Origin of the sequence: Candidatus Sarcina troglodytae (assembly GCF_015708635.1) — a bacterium.
Taxonomy (GTDB): Bacteria; Bacillota; Clostridia; order Clostridiales; family Clostridiaceae; genus Sarcina; species Sarcina ventriculi.
The window spans coordinates 2105574-2121317 of record NZ_CP051754.1; the positions used below are offsets into that span (position 1 = coordinate 2105574).

Annotated in this window: 19 protein-coding genes and 1 tRNA gene; 3 read left to right on the forward strand and 17 right to left on the reverse strand. The window is 29.1% G+C overall.

The genetic code is table 11. The features are described 5' to 3' along the window. Position 1: 1 nt before the first annotated feature. The 15 genes from rplK to HH195_RS09880 form a co-directional block, all read right to left on the reverse strand. Positions 2 to 427: a 50S ribosomal protein L11 gene (gene rplK, locus HH195_RS09810; protein WP_055260252.1), complete on the reverse strand. Its 426-nt coding sequence runs from the start codon at positions 425 to 427 to the stop codon at positions 2 to 4. 81 nt (positions 428 to 508) lie between these two features. Next, positions 509 to 1033 carry a transcription termination/antitermination protein NusG gene (nusG, locus tag HH195_RS09815; protein ID WP_055260251.1) on the reverse strand — a complete coding sequence of 175 codons (525 nt, stop codon included), beginning with the start codon at positions 1031 to 1033 and terminating at the stop codon, positions 509 to 511. 44 nt (positions 1034 to 1077) lie between these two features. Continuing rightward, positions 1078 to 1302: a preprotein translocase subunit SecE gene (secE, locus tag HH195_RS09820; protein WP_055260250.1), complete on the reverse strand. Its 225-nt coding sequence runs from the start codon at positions 1300 to 1302 to the stop codon at positions 1078 to 1080. Positions 1303 to 1344: 42 nt separating this feature from the next. Then, positions 1345 to 1494: a 50S ribosomal protein L33 gene (gene rpmG, locus HH195_RS09825; protein WP_055260249.1), complete on the reverse strand. Its 150-nt coding sequence runs from the start codon at positions 1492 to 1494 to the stop codon at positions 1345 to 1347. A gap of 167 nt (positions 1495 to 1661) precedes the next feature. Further along, positions 1662 to 2855 carry an elongation factor Tu gene (gene tuf, locus HH195_RS09830; RefSeq protein WP_058991536.1) on the reverse strand — a complete coding sequence of 398 codons (1194 nt, stop codon included), beginning with the start codon at positions 2853 to 2855 and terminating at the stop codon, positions 1662 to 1664. A gap of 58 nt (positions 2856 to 2913) precedes the next feature. Further along, positions 2914 to 2989 (reverse strand) — tRNA-Thr (locus HH195_RS09835). An 82-nt stretch (positions 2990 to 3071) separates the two neighbouring features. Continuing rightward, the gene (gene sigH / locus HH195_RS09840; protein WP_243278500.1) at positions 3072 to 3710 is read right to left on the reverse strand and encodes an RNA polymerase sporulation sigma factor SigH; all 639 of its coding nucleotides are present in this window, start codon (positions 3708 to 3710) and stop codon (positions 3072 to 3074) included. Positions 3711 to 3783: 73 nt separating this feature from the next. Beyond that, a complete protein-coding gene (locus HH195_RS09845; RefSeq protein ID WP_196370971.1) occupies positions 3784 to 4293 on the reverse strand; it encodes an NYN domain-containing protein in 510 nt (169 codons plus the stop codon). A gap of 17 nt (positions 4294 to 4310) precedes the next feature. Further along, a complete protein-coding gene (rlmB, locus tag HH195_RS09850) occupies positions 4311 to 5165 on the reverse strand; it encodes a 23S rRNA (guanosine(2251)-2'-O)-methyltransferase RlmB (protein ID WP_196370972.1) in 855 nt (284 codons plus the stop codon). 25 nt (positions 5166 to 5190) lie between these two features. After that, a complete protein-coding gene (gene thyX, locus HH195_RS09855) occupies positions 5191 to 5934 on the reverse strand; it encodes an FAD-dependent thymidylate synthase (protein ID WP_196370973.1) in 744 nt (247 codons plus the stop codon). Positions 5935 to 5953: 19 nt separating this feature from the next. Further along, positions 5954 to 6358: a Mini-ribonuclease 3 gene (locus HH195_RS09860; RefSeq protein WP_196370974.1), complete on the reverse strand. Its 405-nt coding sequence runs from the start codon at positions 6356 to 6358 to the stop codon at positions 5954 to 5956. 196 nt (positions 6359 to 6554) lie between these two features. After that, entirely contained in the window at positions 6555 to 7958 is a 1404-nt protein-coding gene (gene cysS / locus HH195_RS09865; protein WP_055260209.1) for a cysteine--tRNA ligase, read from the reverse strand. Positions 7959 to 7973: 15 nt separating this feature from the next. Further along, a complete protein-coding gene (locus HH195_RS09870) occupies positions 7974 to 9692 on the reverse strand; it encodes a proline--tRNA ligase (protein ID WP_196370975.1) in 1719 nt (572 codons plus the stop codon). Positions 9693 to 10050: 358 nt separating this feature from the next. Then, positions 10051 to 10731: a 2-C-methyl-D-erythritol 4-phosphate cytidylyltransferase gene (gene ispD / locus HH195_RS09875; RefSeq protein ID WP_055260200.1), complete on the reverse strand. Its 681-nt coding sequence runs from the start codon at positions 10729 to 10731 to the stop codon at positions 10051 to 10053. Between the two features lie 5 nt (positions 10732 to 10736). Next, positions 10737 to 11834 (reverse strand): PIN/TRAM domain-containing protein, encoded by a 1098-nt coding sequence (locus tag HH195_RS09880; protein ID WP_196370976.1) that lies wholly within the window; start codon positions 11832 to 11834, stop codon positions 10737 to 10739. 227 nt (positions 11835 to 12061) lie between these two features. Between HH195_RS09880 and HH195_RS09885 the strand changes: the two genes are divergently transcribed. Next, the gene (locus tag HH195_RS09885) at positions 12062 to 12457 is read left to right on the forward strand and encodes a nucleoside triphosphate pyrophosphohydrolase family protein (protein ID WP_055260198.1); all 396 of its coding nucleotides are present in this window, start codon (positions 12062 to 12064) and stop codon (positions 12455 to 12457) included. Positions 12458 to 12495: 38 nt separating this feature from the next. On the opposite strand, the gene disA is transcribed toward HH195_RS09885, so the two are convergent. Both disA and radA read right to left on the reverse strand, forming a co-directional pair. Then, entirely contained in the window at positions 12496 to 13563 is a 1068-nt protein-coding gene (gene disA, locus HH195_RS09890) for a DNA integrity scanning diadenylate cyclase DisA (protein WP_055260197.1), read from the reverse strand. A 15-nt stretch (positions 13564 to 13578) separates the two neighbouring features. Continuing rightward, positions 13579 to 14940: a DNA repair protein RadA gene (gene radA, locus HH195_RS09895; RefSeq protein ID WP_196370977.1), complete on the reverse strand. Its 1362-nt coding sequence runs from the start codon at positions 14938 to 14940 to the stop codon at positions 13579 to 13581. Positions 14941 to 15287: 347 nt separating this feature from the next. Here radA and HH195_RS09900 point away from each other — a divergent pair, with 347 nt between their 5' ends. Together HH195_RS09900 and HH195_RS09905 are read left to right on the forward strand one after the other, a co-directional pair. Then, positions 15288 to 15461: a hypothetical protein gene (locus HH195_RS09900; protein WP_195926319.1), complete on the forward strand. Its 174-nt coding sequence runs from the start codon at positions 15288 to 15290 to the stop codon at positions 15459 to 15461. Between the two features lie 13 nt (positions 15462 to 15474). Continuing rightward, entirely contained in the window at positions 15475 to 15708 is a 234-nt protein-coding gene (locus tag HH195_RS09905) for a glutaredoxin family protein (protein ID WP_055260195.1), read from the forward strand. Positions 15709 to 15744: the final 36 nt, after the last annotated feature.

Sequence of the window (15744 nt, forward strand, 5' to 3'; positions counted from 1 at the left end):
ATTATTCTACTACTACTACACCCATACTTCTTGCAGTACCTTCTATCATACTCATTGCAGATTCTATTGTAGCTGCATTTAAGTCAGGCATTTTTAATTCAGCAATTTTTCTAACTTGTTCTTTAGTTATATTTCCAACTTTAGTTCTATTTGGAACCCCAGATCCACTTTGTAATCCTAATTCCTTTTTAATTAAAACTGCAGCTGGTGGAGTTTTTAGTATAAAACTAAATGATCTATCTTGATATACAGTTATTACAACTGGTATAATTAATCCCGCTTTATCAGCAGTCTTTGCATTAAACTCCTTACAAAATCCCATTATATTTACACCGTGTTGACCTAAAGCTGGTCCTACTGGTGGTGCTGGTGTTGCTTTTCCTGCAGCAAGTTGAAGCTTTATCATTCCTGTTACTTTCTTAGCCATGAGTTATTCCTCCTATACTGTGGTAATTTCGGGCTCTACCCTCCCACTTTATTAAGACTTTCGTCTAATAATTTTCTTAATTTAAATTTTTTGTATTTGATTTAATTCTAATTCGGCGATTGTTTCTCTTCCGAACATATCAACCAATGCTTTTATTTTTCTTTGCTCTACATTAATTTCTTGTACTGAAGCAGAAAATCCGCTTAATGCACCAGAAATAATATTTATAGTTTCGCCTACTTCCAAGTCGATATCAGGTGCTGTTTCACATACACCCATTGATTCAATCTCCTCATCAGTAAGTGGTACAGGTTTTGATCCTGGACCCACAAAGCCAGTAACTCCTCTAGTATTTCTTACAACATACCAAGAGTCATCTGTCATTAACATTTTTACTAAAACATATCCAGGGAATTTCTTCTTTAAAGTTATTTTAACCTTTCCATCTTTTTCTTCACTACATTCTTCCATAGGTACTTGTATATCTTGAAATAATGCTTGTAAATTTCTGTTTTCGATAGTTTTTTCTATGTTGGCTTTAACTTTATTTTCATAACCTGAATATGTGTGTATTACATACCATCTAGCTACTTCATTTTCACTCATATTTTTTTACTTAACGATTAAAAAACCGTCAAACCTCCATTATATTATTTAAGTCCAAACACTAACTCAAAGAGGTTTTTAAAAATTAAGTCCATGCCACCTATAACTAATATAAAAATCACAGTAAAAACTATAACTGCAATTAAATTTTTCTTAGTTTCTTGTTTAGAAGGCCAAGTTATTTGTTTAAACTCTGCCTTAACCTCTCTAAAAAAATTTATTAAGCTAAACTTTTTTTCTGAATGTTGTACGTTCTGCTTTTCAGGCATAAATTCACATCCTTATATACCTATACCATTAACTAAATAAAACTATTTAGTTTCTCTGTGAAGAGTATGACTCTTACAGAATTTACAGTATTTTTTCATTTCTATTCTATTAGGATCATTTTTTTTATTTTTCATTGTGTTGTAATTTCTTTGTTTGCACTCTGTGCATGCTAAAGTAACCTTAACTCTCACCGTAAGCACCTCCAGTTTTTCTTATATATAAAGTAAATATTACTTACTTCCAGTATTACTAAATTACATTATCATAAATCCATAACACTGTCAACATAACCGTTCACTATGTAAAGGACTAGGTCATATAACCCAGTCCCCTCAAGTATGATAATATAAAAATCAAATTATTCTATTATTTTAGTAACAACACCAGAACCTACAGTTCTTCCACCTTCTCTAATAGCAAATCTTAATCCTTCATCCATTGCTACTTGAGTGATTAACTCAACGTTCATATCTATGTGGTCTCCAGGCATTACCATTTCCATTCCTTCTGGTAATTTAATTGTTCCTGTAACGTCTGTTGTTCTGAAATAGAATTGTGGTCTATATCCATCAAAGAATGGAGTATGTCTTCCACCTTCTTCTTTCTTTAATACGTAAACTTGACCTACAAATTTCTTGTGTGGGTTTACTGATCCAACTTTTGCAAGTACTTGACCTCTTTCGATTTCTGATCTTTGGATACCTCTTAATAATGCTCCAATGTTATCCCCAGCTTGCGCTTCGTCTAGTAACTTTCTGAACATTTCTATTCCTGTTACTACTACTTTTCTCTTTTCTTCCATTAATCCTACGATTTCTACTTCGTCTGATACATGAAGAACTCCTCTTTCAACTCTTCCTGTTGCAACTGTTCCTCTACCAGTGATTGTGAATACATCTTCTACTGGCATTAAGAATGGTTTGTCTGTTGCTCTTTCTGGTGTTGGAATATAGCTATCTACTGCTTCCATTAATTCTAAAATTGGAGCTATTGCAGCTTCATCTGTTGGATTTTCTAATGCTTTTAATGCTGATCCTTTTATTACTGGAATATCATCTCCTGGGAAGTTGTATTCATTTAATAATTCTCTAACTTCCATTTCAACTAATTCTAATAATTCTTCGTCATCTACCATATCTGCTTTATTTAAAAATACTACGATATAGTCAACTCCAACTCTTGATGCTAATAGTATATGTTCTCTTGTTTGTGGCATTGGACCATCTGCTGCTGAACATACTAATATAGCTCCATCCATTTGTGCTGCTCCTGTTATCATGTTCTTAACATAGTCAGCATGTCCTGGACAGTCAACGTGAGCATAGTGTCTATTTTCTGTTTCATACTCAACGTGTGCTGTGTTAATTGTGATTCCTCTTTCTTTTTCTTCTGGTGCTTTATCTATATCAGCATAGTTGAATGCTTCTGCATATCCTCTGTTTGCTAATACTGTTGTTATTGCTGCTGTTAATGTTGTTTTACCGTGGTCTACGTGTCCTATTGTTCCAATGTTTACGTGTGGCTTATTTCTTTCGAATTTTGCTTTTGACATTGTTTTTTCCTCCTTATATTAAATAAACTCTACCTAGCGTTTTCTACTTTCCATTTCATGGAGCTCACAATCGGGATTGAACCGACGACCTCCGCCTTACCAAGGCGACGCTCTACCGACTGAGCTATGTGAGCAGTTAAATACGTAAAGTATTCTTTATACCATAGAAATTTTACTACTATTAAAATTCTTTGTCAATATATTTTATATAATTGATTATCTAATATTTAAACATTTTTCTAATTTCTTTTTAACTCTTTGAAGTGCATTATCTATTGACTTTGCCTGTCTATCCAAATCACAGGCAATTTCTTGATATGTTTTTCCGTCAAGATATGACATTAACACTTCTAATTCAAGTTCTGAAAGCACTTTGCTTATCTCTTTTTCTATATGATTTACTTCTTCTCTACCTATAATAAGTTCCTCAGGATCACTTACCGTCAACCCCTCAATAACATCTAACAATGTTCTATCAGATTCTTCTTCATACATAGGTTTATTCAAAGATACATAGGTATTTAATGGAATATGTTTTTGCCTAGTAGCAGTTTTTATAGCTGTAATTATCTGTCTAGTTATGCATAATTCCGCAAATCCTTTGAAAGATGTTAATTTTTCCGGATTAAAATCTATAATTGCTTTATATAAGCCAATCATTCCTTCTTGATATATATCCTCTTTATCTGCTCCAATTAAAAAATAAGATTTTGCTTTATTTCTTACAAATTGCTCATATTTATTTATTATTTTTTCTTGTGCTAACTTATTTCCACCTTTAGCTTTTAAAACTATTTCTTCATCCGATATTTCATTTATATAACCAATTTCTCTACTTATTTCTACCCTTTTCAAACATATTCCCCTCCATTTTTACCCATTTAATTAAATTATAAATCCCATTTATTTTACAGTCAATAATTTATCATTATTGTTTTCTTATTTTATCTAATTTTTCAAAAATATCTCTATCTATTCTATCACTCAAAAAATTTTTATTAGTATTTATGTTATTTTTTTCAGTTTTTTTTCTTATAATTCTTTGAACTTCTACTACTTCATTATGAAATTCTATAGAAGACATTCTAATAGCGCCTCTTTGAAATATAGTTTGTTGTTCTAGTGAGTCCGATGTAACAACTACAACCTCTACTTTTCTCCCAATCTCATCCACAACTCGTTCTATATATGAGTCTGCTGTTTCTCCATCTTTTGTAAAAACAACAACTATGTTTCCTACGATATCTTGTTTTTCTAAATTTCCTAAAACTTTGTGAGCATCAAAAACTAAAACAATTTTACAACTTTTATATGCTGCATAGTTTTGAAGCATTTCTATAAGTTTTTGTCTTGCTGCTTCATAACTATATTTCTTTCGTTCGTTTAGCTCTGACCAACTATTTATAACATTATATCCATCTACAAAAATTCTTCTCAACTTTCCTCACTCATTTTCTATTTTTTTATCCTTCCCTTTAATACTTCATACATCATTATACCACCGGCAACAGAAGCATTTAAAGAATTTATTTTTCCTACCATAGGTATTTTTACTAATTTATCGCATTTATTTTTAGTAAGCTTGCTTATTCCTTTTCCCTCATTTCCTATAACAATCGCACAAGCTCCATTGAAGTTAGTATCATAACTATACTCTTCTCCATTTATATCAGCTCCATATACCCAGATATTTTTTGCTTTTAATTCGTCAATTGTACTATTTACATTGATTACTTTAGCTATTTTCACATATTCTATAGCTCCAACTGATGCCTTATAAACTGTGGCAGTAACTCCAACATTTCTTCTTTTAGGTATTATAATTCCATGAACACCACAAAGTTCTGCAGTTCTTACTATAGATCCTAGATTATGTGGATCTTCCAATTCGTCTAATATAACTATAAATGGATCTTCATCTTTTTGTTTTGCATAATTTAAAATCTCATCTACTGTACTATATTTAAACGGTGTAATTTGGGCAATAACACCTTGATGTGCTTTAGTTTCACTCATTAAATCTAACTTTTTTCTATCAACTTCTTTTACAATAACACCTTTATCTTTTGCTAAACCTAAAATTTTATTTATAGATCCTTCCATTTTTCCATTAGCTATAAATAATTGTTCTATAGTTTTATTAGATTTTAATAATTCTATAACTGCATTTCTACCTTCTACTAAATCTTCTCTTTGTTTTATATAATTTTCTTCATTGTTATTTCTCTTATCATGTCCTTTATTTACACTATCTGCAAAATATTTTTGTTTACGAGTTAAATGTTTGTATTTATTTTCTGATTTTGTCATTATTAATTCTCCTTAAAAATCACTTTTATTTACTTCCTAAATATATCTCTCTTTTTTCACTACTCTTTCCACAAGTCATTTTTCCTTCTGGACAAGCACCTTTTACACAGTTTGGACCAGCATACTTAAATAAAATCGGTGCAACTTCTTTTACTTGTTTTAACATTTCATCCGCTAAATTTCTTATCTCCCATTGTGCTCTTTCACAGCATCTATGATTAAAGAAATTTATAAGACTTCTCGCATTCATTGTTAATATTATTTTTGTTTCACAAGCATTTGGAAAAACATATCTTGCGTCTTCTATAGCTTTTTTTTCAGCAACTTTCTTATCTAAACCTTGCTTTAAATAATCTTGCATAAGATTATCCACAATAATATCATAATCTCTCTGAATATTTTTCATAGCATTTACGTATATTTCTTTACATTTCTCATTATTATTTATAGCTGGTGGAACTATATATTCAAATTGATTTAGTTTTACATATCTTTGACTTTGTTGTGAATAACTAGCTATCCTATGCCTTACCAATTGATGCGTTAAACTTCTTGAAACTCCTTCTACTGCAAATGTAAAACTTACATGTTCTATTGGAGATTGATGCCCATACGACATTAACATATTTAAAAATTTTTCTACATTTTCTTCATTCAAGTTAGAAACTATATCATCCACCCCAACTGCACTATAACAAAGTTTAGCCGCAGCTGCTATAGTCTTTTCTGCTTCTCTTGTATATTGTATTAATTTAACCTTCAAACTCATAATATTCTCCTCATTTTCTTTACTCTACACACCTATTTAATAGTTCCTCTAATCGTTCTTTATTATCTATTAAATATAAATATCCTATTAATGCTTCAAACCCAGTTGCATTTCTATATTCTCTAACATCTGCATTTTTAGGTATTGTCCCTGATTTTGCATTTCTTCCTCTTTTATATATTAATAATTCTTCCTCGTTTAATAATTCTATAAGCTGATTCATAAAATTACTTTGTTCATGTGCTCTTACGTATGATATTGTTTTTATATGAAGTTTATGGACAGGCATATTTCTATTTCTATCAATTATGTAACTTCTTATAAAAACTTCATATACTCCATCTCCAATAAAAGCAAGTACAAGAGGATTTAATTGTCTTACCTCTTCTTTTGTAAACTTGTTTTTAAATAATTGAAAATCCATTTTTAGCTCCTTTTATTTATATACTTTACTCAATAAAATATAAAATTTCACTTTTATAAGAATTGCGGCCTAGTTTTATTTATTACAAATCAATCTTATCATAACTTATCTAAATTTAGAAATTAATTTTAAAAATAAAAGGTCGAATTATAATTATTTCTACAATTCAACCTTTTATAATATCTATAATAAATTTTTATTCATCTATTTTATGCCATCTTATCCCTTGAGGGGTATCCTCTAAAACAATTCCCCTGCTTTTTAAATCATCTCTTATTTTATCCGCTAAAGCCCAATTTTTATCTTTTCTTGCTTGTTGCCTTTCATTAACTAGCTTTTGAATTTCATCATCTAAATTTACTTTAGTTGATTTTTGTAACATACCTAGAGGTTTTCCAAGCTCTCTTATTAAATTTAAACAACCTGTAATTAACTCCTTAGACGAATCTATATTAACATTAATATTTACATCTTTTATAAGATCAAATATGGCTGTTATAGCATCTGCTGTATTAAAATCATCATCCATTTTTTCTATATATTTTTCTTTATATTTGTTTAAGCTTTGCAAATATTTCTTTTCTTCATCTGTAATATGAGTAGTTCTAACTTCATCCAATAAGTTTTCTAAATTATATATTGTATTATAAATTCTTTCAACTGAAGCCTTTGCAGATAATAACAATTCTTCACTAAAGTTTAATTGTTGTCTATAGTGAGCAGATAACATTAAAAATCTAATTACATCAGCATCAAACTTTTCAAGTGCAGCCCTTGCAGTTAAAAAATTGTTTAATGATTTAGACATTTTTTGATTGTTTACATTAACAAAAGCTGAATGAAGCCAATAATTTGCAAATGTTTTTCCTGTTAATGCTTCACTTTGCGCTATTTCATTCTCATGATGTGGAAAAGCTAAATCTGAACCACCAGCATGAATATCTATAGTATCGCCTAATATATTTTTAGCCATACAAGAACATTCTATATGCCATCCAGGTCTTCCCATTCCCCAAGGACTTTTCCAAGCAGGTTCACCAGGTTTTTGAGCTTTCCATATGGCAAAATCCATAGGATCTTTCTTTCTCTCATCTATGCTTATTCTTGCCCCTGATTGTAAATCTTCAATATTTTGCCCAGAAAGTTTTCCATAATCACCAAACTTTTTAGTTGAAAAATACACATCTCCATCTACTTCATAAGCAAACCCTTTGTCAACTAACCCCTTAACAAAATCTATTATTTGCGTTATATATTCTGTTGCTCTAGGGTTTACTGTTGCTCTTTCTATATTAAGATTATCAGCATCTTCATAATATTCCTTAATATATTTATCTCCAACTTCCTTTACAGTAGTATTTTCTTCATTGGCTCTTTTTATCATCTTATCGTCTATATCAGTAAAATTTTGTACAAATTCTACTTCATATCCTCTGTATTCAAAGTATCTTCTTATCGTATCAAATACTATAAACGTTCTACCATTACCTATATGAAAAAAGTTATATACAGTAGGACCACAAACATACATTTTAACTTTTCCAGCAACTAAAGGCTTAAATTCTTCCTTTTTCTTAGTTAAAGTATTATATACCTTAATCAATGCAAACTCCTCCTATCTTTTAAGTTCTATTGATGCCTTTTTAAACTCATCTTTAATTTTATTATATACATCTTCAATGGATATATTTTCATTTTCTCCACCATTTCTTAACTTAAATTCAACTATTCCTTCTGATACTTTTTTCCCAACAGTAATTCTCATAGGAATACCCATAAGCTCTGAATCTTTAAATTTAACTCCAGCTCTTTCATTTCTATCATCCAAAAATACTTCTATCCCCATATTTTCTAATTCTTCATGCATTTTTTCTGCTAAAGTAATTTGAGTTTCATCTTTCATATTAGCTATTATAATAGATACATGATATGGGGCTACTGATAAAGGCCATATAATTCCATTTTCATCATTGTGTTGCTCTATTATTGAAGCCATTGTTCTTGTTACACCTATTCCATAACAACCCATGATAAATGGTTTAGTTTTTCCATTCTCATCAATAAATGTAGCATTCATAGCATCTGAATACTTGGTTCCTAATTTAAATATATGACCAACTTCAGTTCCTCTTGCTATTGTTATTTCTTTTCCGCACACAGGACATTTTTCACCCTCTGTTATATTTCTAAAATCTGAAACTTCTCCCTCAAAATCTCTTCCATAATTCACATTTTCTATATGGAATCCTGTTTCATTAGCACCAACTATAAAATTAAACATATTAGCAACTTCAGTATCAACTAATAATCTATCAACTTTTATTCCTATAGGACCGGCAAAACCAACTTCAGCATTTGTAGCATTTTTAACCATACTCTCACTTGCCATGTCTAGCTCTATAACTCCTCCTAAAGCATTAGAAACTTTAACTTCATTAACTTCTCTATCACCTCTAACCATTACAGCTACAACTTTATCATCTGCTCTATATATTAATGTCTTAGCTATTTTCTTTTCTGAGCAGTTAAATAATTTCGCTAAATCTTCTATAGTTTTTGTATGAGGAGTCTCTATTTTATTCAATTCTTTTAATTCTTCTTTTTCAGCCATTTCTGATGTTGCTGGCGCTTTTTCTATGTTTGCTGCATAATCACAACTTGTGCAAAATACTACATCATCTTCACCAACTTCTGATTTAACCATGAATTCAGCAGAACCTGATCCTCCAATTGCACCTGAATCTGCCGCAACACATTTAGCATCTAACCCACATCTATTAAATATTTTAACGTAAGCTTCATACATTTTATTATAAGAAACATCTAATCCTTCTTGATCTTTGTCAAAACTATAAGCATCTTTCATTATAAATTCTCTAGATCTCATAACACCAAATCTTGGTCTTCTCTCATCTCTATATTTAGTTTGAATTTGATAAAGATTAAGTGGAAGTTGCTTATATGACTTTATTTCATTTCTTGCTATGTCAGTAAATACCTCTTCATGAGTTGGTCCTAAACAAAATTCCCTACTATTTCTATCAGTTAATCTAAACATTTCTGCCCCATAAGCATCCCATCTTCCAGATTCTTTCCAAAGTTCTGATGGTAAAAGTGCTGATGCTAAAAATTCTTGAGCACCTGCATTATCCATTTCCTCTCTCACTATATCCTCTATTTTTTTTAAAACTTTAAGTCCAAGTGGCATATAATTATATATACCTGCTGCCATTTTTCTCATCATACCAGCCCTTAACATAAGCTTATGACTTTCTATTTCTGCTTCTGCTGGAACCTCTCTTAACGTTGATATTAACATTTTTGATGCTCTCATTTAAAATACCTCCTAAAAAATTATTTATAATATTTTATAATATTTAAATCATAACTAATATTTTTTATTATTTTTAACAAATATAAAAAAACTCACCCTAAAAATATTTTAGGGCGAGCAATAAGTCGCGGTACCACCTAAATTTGTACTCTTATAATTTTAACGATATTAAACCGGTAATTTTTAAATACAACTCAGAAGTAGGTTCAAAACTTTTTAAAAATCTTACAGCCTAGGATTTTTTCTCTGAATGGTAGTTTTTACTAATCTTCTTCAACGTTTTATATGGATTTTGCTTTTTCATTATATCCTTATAAAAATTTTATGTCAATATTCTAAAAAAATACTAATCTACAAATTAATTATTTAAAAATTCATTGCAAATAATCAAATCTTCTTTGGTTGTTATTTTTATATTTTTATAGTCTCCATCATAAATAAGAACTTTATTTCCAAACATCTCAACTACCATAGTATCATCAGTAACTTGTATATTCTTCTTCTTTATTTCTTCATGACACTTCTTTATTATATTAAAATCAAAACATTGAGGCGTTTGAATAGCAACTAATTCGTCCCTCTTCAAAGTTTTTATTGAAAACCCATTATTATCTCTAATTTTAATAGTATCTTTTGGCACAACTCCAGGTGCTGCTGCTCCATACTCTTTAGCTTTTTTTATTCCATCTTCAATTATTTTCTTTGATACAAAAGGTCGTGCTCCGTCATGTATCAAAACTACTTCACAATCTTGTATACTTTTTAATGCATTGTAAACAGAATCTTGTCTTTCTTTTCCACCTTCAATTATGCTGGATATATTAAAATCGAATTTATTCATTATATTATTCTTAAAATAGCTAATCTCATCTTTAGGTAAAACTAAAACTATTTCATCAATACCTTCACAAAGTTCAAAAGATTTAATTGTGTAATATATTATAGGTTTCCCATTTATCTCTATAAACTGTTTGCTAATATTAGCTCCCATTCTTTTTCCTTTTCCACCTGCTAAAATAATTGCTATTGTTTTTTTCATAATGCCTATCCCTTCTGTTTAGCAAATATCATCCTTCCTGCTGCTGTTTGAAGAACTGACGTCACAGTCACGTTTATCTCTTCTCCAATATACTTTCTTCCACCTTCTACTACAATCATTGTTCCATCATCTAAATAGGCTATTCCTTGTCCAGATTCCTTACCATCCTTTACGATAGTTAACTTCATATCTTCACCCGGAAGAACAACTGGCTTTATTGCATTAGAAAGTTCATTTATATTTAGAACAGTAACACCTTGAACCTCTGCTACTTTATTTAAATTATAATCATTAGTTAAAACTTTTCCATCTAACTTTTGTGTAAGTTTTAAAAGTTTACTATCAACTTCATTTATCTCTGGAAAATCTCCTTCCCAAATCTGAACTTCTATTGGCAATTCTTTTTGTATTTTATTTAATATATCAAGACCACGTCTTCCTCTTGTTCTTTTTAATGAATCTGAACAATCTGATACATGCCTAAGTTCATCCAATACAAAGCTTGGAATAACCAATGGTCCTTCAACAAATCCTGTTTGACATATATCAAATATTCTTCCATCTATAATTACTGATGTATCTAATATTTTAGGAACCACCTTAATTTTTGATTTTTTTTCTTTAGGTGAATTTTTCTTAAAATTCTCGATATATATCAATATGTCATCTTTCTTTTTTATAGCTAAATCAATACCAACTAACATTGCTATAAAATTAATTGCTATTAAAACTACTGATCCTAAAACACTGTTTGCTATATTACTTAAAATATAATTTAACGGTATAGTAAATATTGATACTATTATTATACCAATTGCTGCTCCTAAAACACCAAATATTACTTCACTTGCAGAAAGCTTACTAATGCCACTTTCCATATAAGATATAAATCTTTTTATATATCTATAAATAGCTGGGGAAATTAAAAACAGTATAACACCAACAGCAACTGTCATAAAAATTAAAAATAATGCCTGTATAATTATATTGGAAAAATAAGCATTTTGACCAATATATTTATTTTTGGTTATAGATTCTCCTATTATATACCCCGCTAAAAGCCCTAAAACTGTAAATGTCCCTCTAAAAAAATTTTTTACCACTAATATCACCTCCTATTAATTAGTTGTTAGCATGAATCTTAATATAATTAAATCACTATTTAATAACACCCCCTATTAATAATAAACAGTTTGTTTTAATATTATATTCAAGTTAATCTAATAATTTTATAACTATATTTTGTAATTTATTGACTTTTTACAAATACAAATCTTATAATTAGTATAAAAATATATGATGAAATTCTTTTACTAAGGAGTGTAACACTATGAGAGATATAATTTTTGATAATTTTCAAAACAGTGTAAATGATTCTCTATTAAGACATAGAAATATCTTAGACATTTTAAGCAAATATCAAGAATCTCAAGCTAGAGCTTCTAGAGCAGTTTGTAAAGCAGTTACAAATTGTGGTTGCATCAAAGTATCTGCCGAAAAGCAAGATTTAATCTATGATGAAAACTACTTAGAAAACTTAAATACCATAACTAGCGGTATAGAAGGACAGCTTTGCGACAACTGTAGAGAAGTTATTGAAAGAGAGTTAGGAAACAATATGTTCTATTTAGCTTCCCTTTGTAACGCTCTTGGTTTAAATCTTTATGATATCTATCTAAAAGAATATGATAAAATGAACACATTAGGCAAATTTACTCTTAGATAAATAATCTTTAGTGCTTGATTTATCAAGCACTACTTTTGCTATAGATTTTTATTTAAAGATACTTGTTCCCTTATTCTTCTAAGCCCATTCTTTATAGCTTTTGCTCTCGCTTCACCAATTCCCTCTACCTTATCTAATTCTTCTGTCCCTGCTTCTAACACGTATTTTAATTTGTTAAAATGCTTAACTAAATTTTCTATTACGTTTGAAGGTATTCTTGGCACTTTATTGACTATTCTATATCCCTTTGGTGACACTAATGTGTCAATTAATGGTTTTCCAACATATCCTAGTTCTTTAGCTATTTGTTCTAAATCTAATAAATCTTCCGATGATAATAATTGTATATTTTTATATATATCCTCTAAATCTAAATCTTTATTACTACAATAATCTCTTATAAGAAGCAATCCATCTTGTTCTATATTTCTTACCAATTCATTTAATTGCATCGATATAAGTCTTCCTTCATTCCCAAGCTCTATAATATAACCATCAATTTCCTGAACTATTCTCATAATCATTTCTGTACGCTGAATAGCTGTTGTAACATCAAATAATGTAGCTAAATCTTGAAATTCTAAAATATTTAAATTATTTATTACCCTATCTAAAACAACTACATATTTTTCTAATGTTTGTAATGCCTGATTAGCTTTGCTTAGAACAATACTACTATCTCTTAACACATATTTTATATCACCTTTATATATTGTTATCATTGTTCTTCTTTGAGATATTGCAATAGCTATATTGCCCGTTTGTTTAGCAACACGTTGGGCAGTTCTATGCCTTGTTCCCGTTTCATAAGTTGCAATTGATTGATTAGGCATAAGTTGAGTATTAGCATACAATATCCTCTTTAAATCAGAGCTTACAATTATCGCTCCATCCATTTTAGCAAGCTCATATATAAAAGCTGGACTATAATCTGAATTTATATTAAATCCTCCATCCACTATATCTAATACACTTTCATTATTCCCTAATACAATAAGTCCTCCAGTTTTAGCTCTTAAAATATTTTCAAGACCTTCTCTTAACGCTGTTCCAGGGCTTATTATCTTTAGTACTTTTTTTATTTCACTATCTTGTTCTATCCTCATATACTCACCTATCTATTAAAATATCTTACTTATAGCTTCCTTTAAAGTTTTAACTCCAATTATATTTAATTTAGAATTCTTTACTTTTTCTAAATTTCTATAAGGTATTATGGCATTTAAAAATCCCATTTTCTCAGCTTCATTTATTATCCTTTCACAATTGGCAATTGGTCTAATTTCTCCTGTTAATCCAACTTCTCCAATAATTAATAATCTTTCCAATTTAGACACTCTACCTCTAACAGATGATATTAATGCTATTGCAATACCTAAATCTGCGGTAGTACCTTCTATCTCAAGTCCACCAACTACATTTACATATATATCAGTATTATAAAATGGAATTTTTAATTTTTTCTCTAGAACAGCTAAAATTAAACTTAATCTTGAATTCTCTATACCAACTGCTGTTCTTCTTGGCATTACGGCTTTGGTTTCGCTCACCAAGGCCTGTATTTCTACAAGAATAGGTCTAGTTCCTTCTATAATTCCAATTACTATTGAGCCCTCTTGATTAAACGAAGTATCCTCTAAAAACATTTTTGATGGATCATATATTTCTATAAGACCTTCTTGTCTCATTTCAAATACCCCTATTTCTGATGTCGTTCCAAACCTGTTTTTCATAGTTCTTAATATTCTAAATTCTTCTGTTCTCTCTCCCTCAAATGATAATACTGCATCTACCATATGCTCCAAAACCCTAGGACCAGCTAATTCTCCCTGCTTTGTTACATGAGCAACTATAAAAAGAGGTATATTATTTCCCTTAACTATTCTCATTATAGAATTCGAACATTCTTTTACCTGAGAAACACTTCCAGGTGCAGAACTAACACTATCTTTATATACAGTCTGTATTGAATCTATTATAACAAAAATAGGCTTAATTTGATCTATATATATATTAATAACATCTAAATTTGTTTCAGATACTATATATAATTCATCTGCATCTATCCCTAATCTATCTCCCCTTATCTTTATTTGTTCCTCTGATTCTTCTCCAGAAACATACAATACCTTCCCATATTCTTTAGATATATTATTTGCAGTTTGTAAAAGCAATGTTGACTTTCCAATTCCAGGATCTCCTGATATTAGTATCATAGATCCCTTAACAAGACCTCCACCCAATACCCTGTTAAGCTCAGTAATCTTTGTATTGTATCTCTCCTTCTCTCCTGATTTTATTTCACCTATCTTTTTTACTGCATCAAGTTTTTTTTCTATATTAATATTAGTAAATTTTAAATTATTATCTTTTATTTCTTCAACCATTGTATTCCAGCTATTACAATCTGGACATTTTCCAAGCCATTTAAGAGATTCATATCCGCAGTTTTGGCATATAAATATACTCTTTTGTTTAGCCACTTATGTTAACCCCCTTAAAATAACCATTATCTAATACTATATTTTAAATAAAATTAATTTAAATCACATTAAAATAACTTTACCATAAATTAAATACTTATTTATTAAAATTTCTATAAAACTAATAATAGCACATAGTTACGACTATTTATATATAATTTTTACTATTCTTTATATTTTCCTTTATTTATCAAATATATGTTTTTTTATTTACAAGATATAATAAAATTTTTTATATCTTATAAATGCCAATAGTACTTTTATATTAAGTACATAATGAATATTTTTAACTCTTTTAACAATACTAAAATTATATTAAATTTTATTTTAATAAGGAGTTGATATTATTGAATATTAAAGATAAATTATACAACAACTATAATCCCGAAAAAATAAAATCAAATCCATTAAGAAATTATAAGAACAATATGTTTAATACAGTTAATGATTATGATTCTATGACAAATTTACTAATTAATGATAAGATTAGTAATGAAGATATAATACATAATAAAATTTAGGAGTGATACTATAATGGTTAAAATTTATACTACAAGTACATGCCCTTGGTGTACCAAAGCAAAGGAATATTTAAAATCTTTAAACATTGATTTTAAGGAACTAAATGTTCAATCTGACATGGAAGCTAGAAATGAAATGATTAAAAAAACAAAACAAGGTCATGTTCCTGTACTTGAAATAAATAATGAAATTATAATAGGCTTTAAACAAGAAGAAATAGACAAAGCTCTAAATAATATAAGATAAAGATTTTCATAAATTATGAAAATCTTTATCTTATAA

Coding starts and splice junctions, on each gene's coding strand:
- rplK (WP_055260252.1), bottom strand. CDS start 427: ATGGCTAAGAAAGTAACAGGAATGATAAAGCTTCAACTTGCTGCAGGA.
- nusG (WP_055260251.1), bottom strand. CDS start 1,033: ATGAGTGAAAATGAAGTAGCTAGATGGTATGTAATACACACATATTCA.
- secE (WP_055260250.1), bottom strand. CDS start 1,302: ATGCCTGAAAAGCAGAACGTACAACATTCAGAAAAAAAGTTTAGCTTA.
- tuf (WP_058991536.1), bottom strand. CDS start 2,855: ATGTCAAAAGCAAAATTCGAAAGAAATAAGCCACACGTAAACATTGGA.
- rlmB (WP_196370972.1), bottom strand. CDS start 5,165: ATGACAAAATCAGAAAATAAATACAAACATTTAACTCGTAAACAAAAA.
- thyX (WP_196370973.1), bottom strand. CDS start 5,934: ATGAGTTTGAAGGTTAAATTAATACAATATACAAGAGAAGCAGAAAAG.
- HH195_RS09860 (WP_196370974.1), bottom strand. CDS start 6,358: ATGGATTTTCAATTATTTAAAAACAAGTTTACAAAAGAAGAGGTAAGA.
- HH195_RS09870 (WP_196370975.1), bottom strand. CDS start 9,692: ATGAGAGCATCAAAAATGTTAATATCAACGTTAAGAGAGGTTCCAGCA.
- ispD (WP_055260200.1), bottom strand. CDS start 10,731: ATGAAAAAAACAATAGCAATTATTTTAGCAGGTGGAAAAGGAAAAAGA.
- HH195_RS09885 (WP_055260198.1), top strand. CDS start 12,062: ATGAGAGATATAATTTTTGATAATTTTCAAAACAGTGTAAATGATTCT.
- disA (WP_055260197.1), bottom strand. CDS start 13,563: ATGAGGATAGAACAAGATAGTGAAATAAAAAAAGTACTAAAGATAATA.
- HH195_RS09905 (WP_055260195.1), top strand. CDS start 15,475: ATGGTTAAAATTTATACTACAAGTACATGCCCTTGGTGTACCAAAGCA.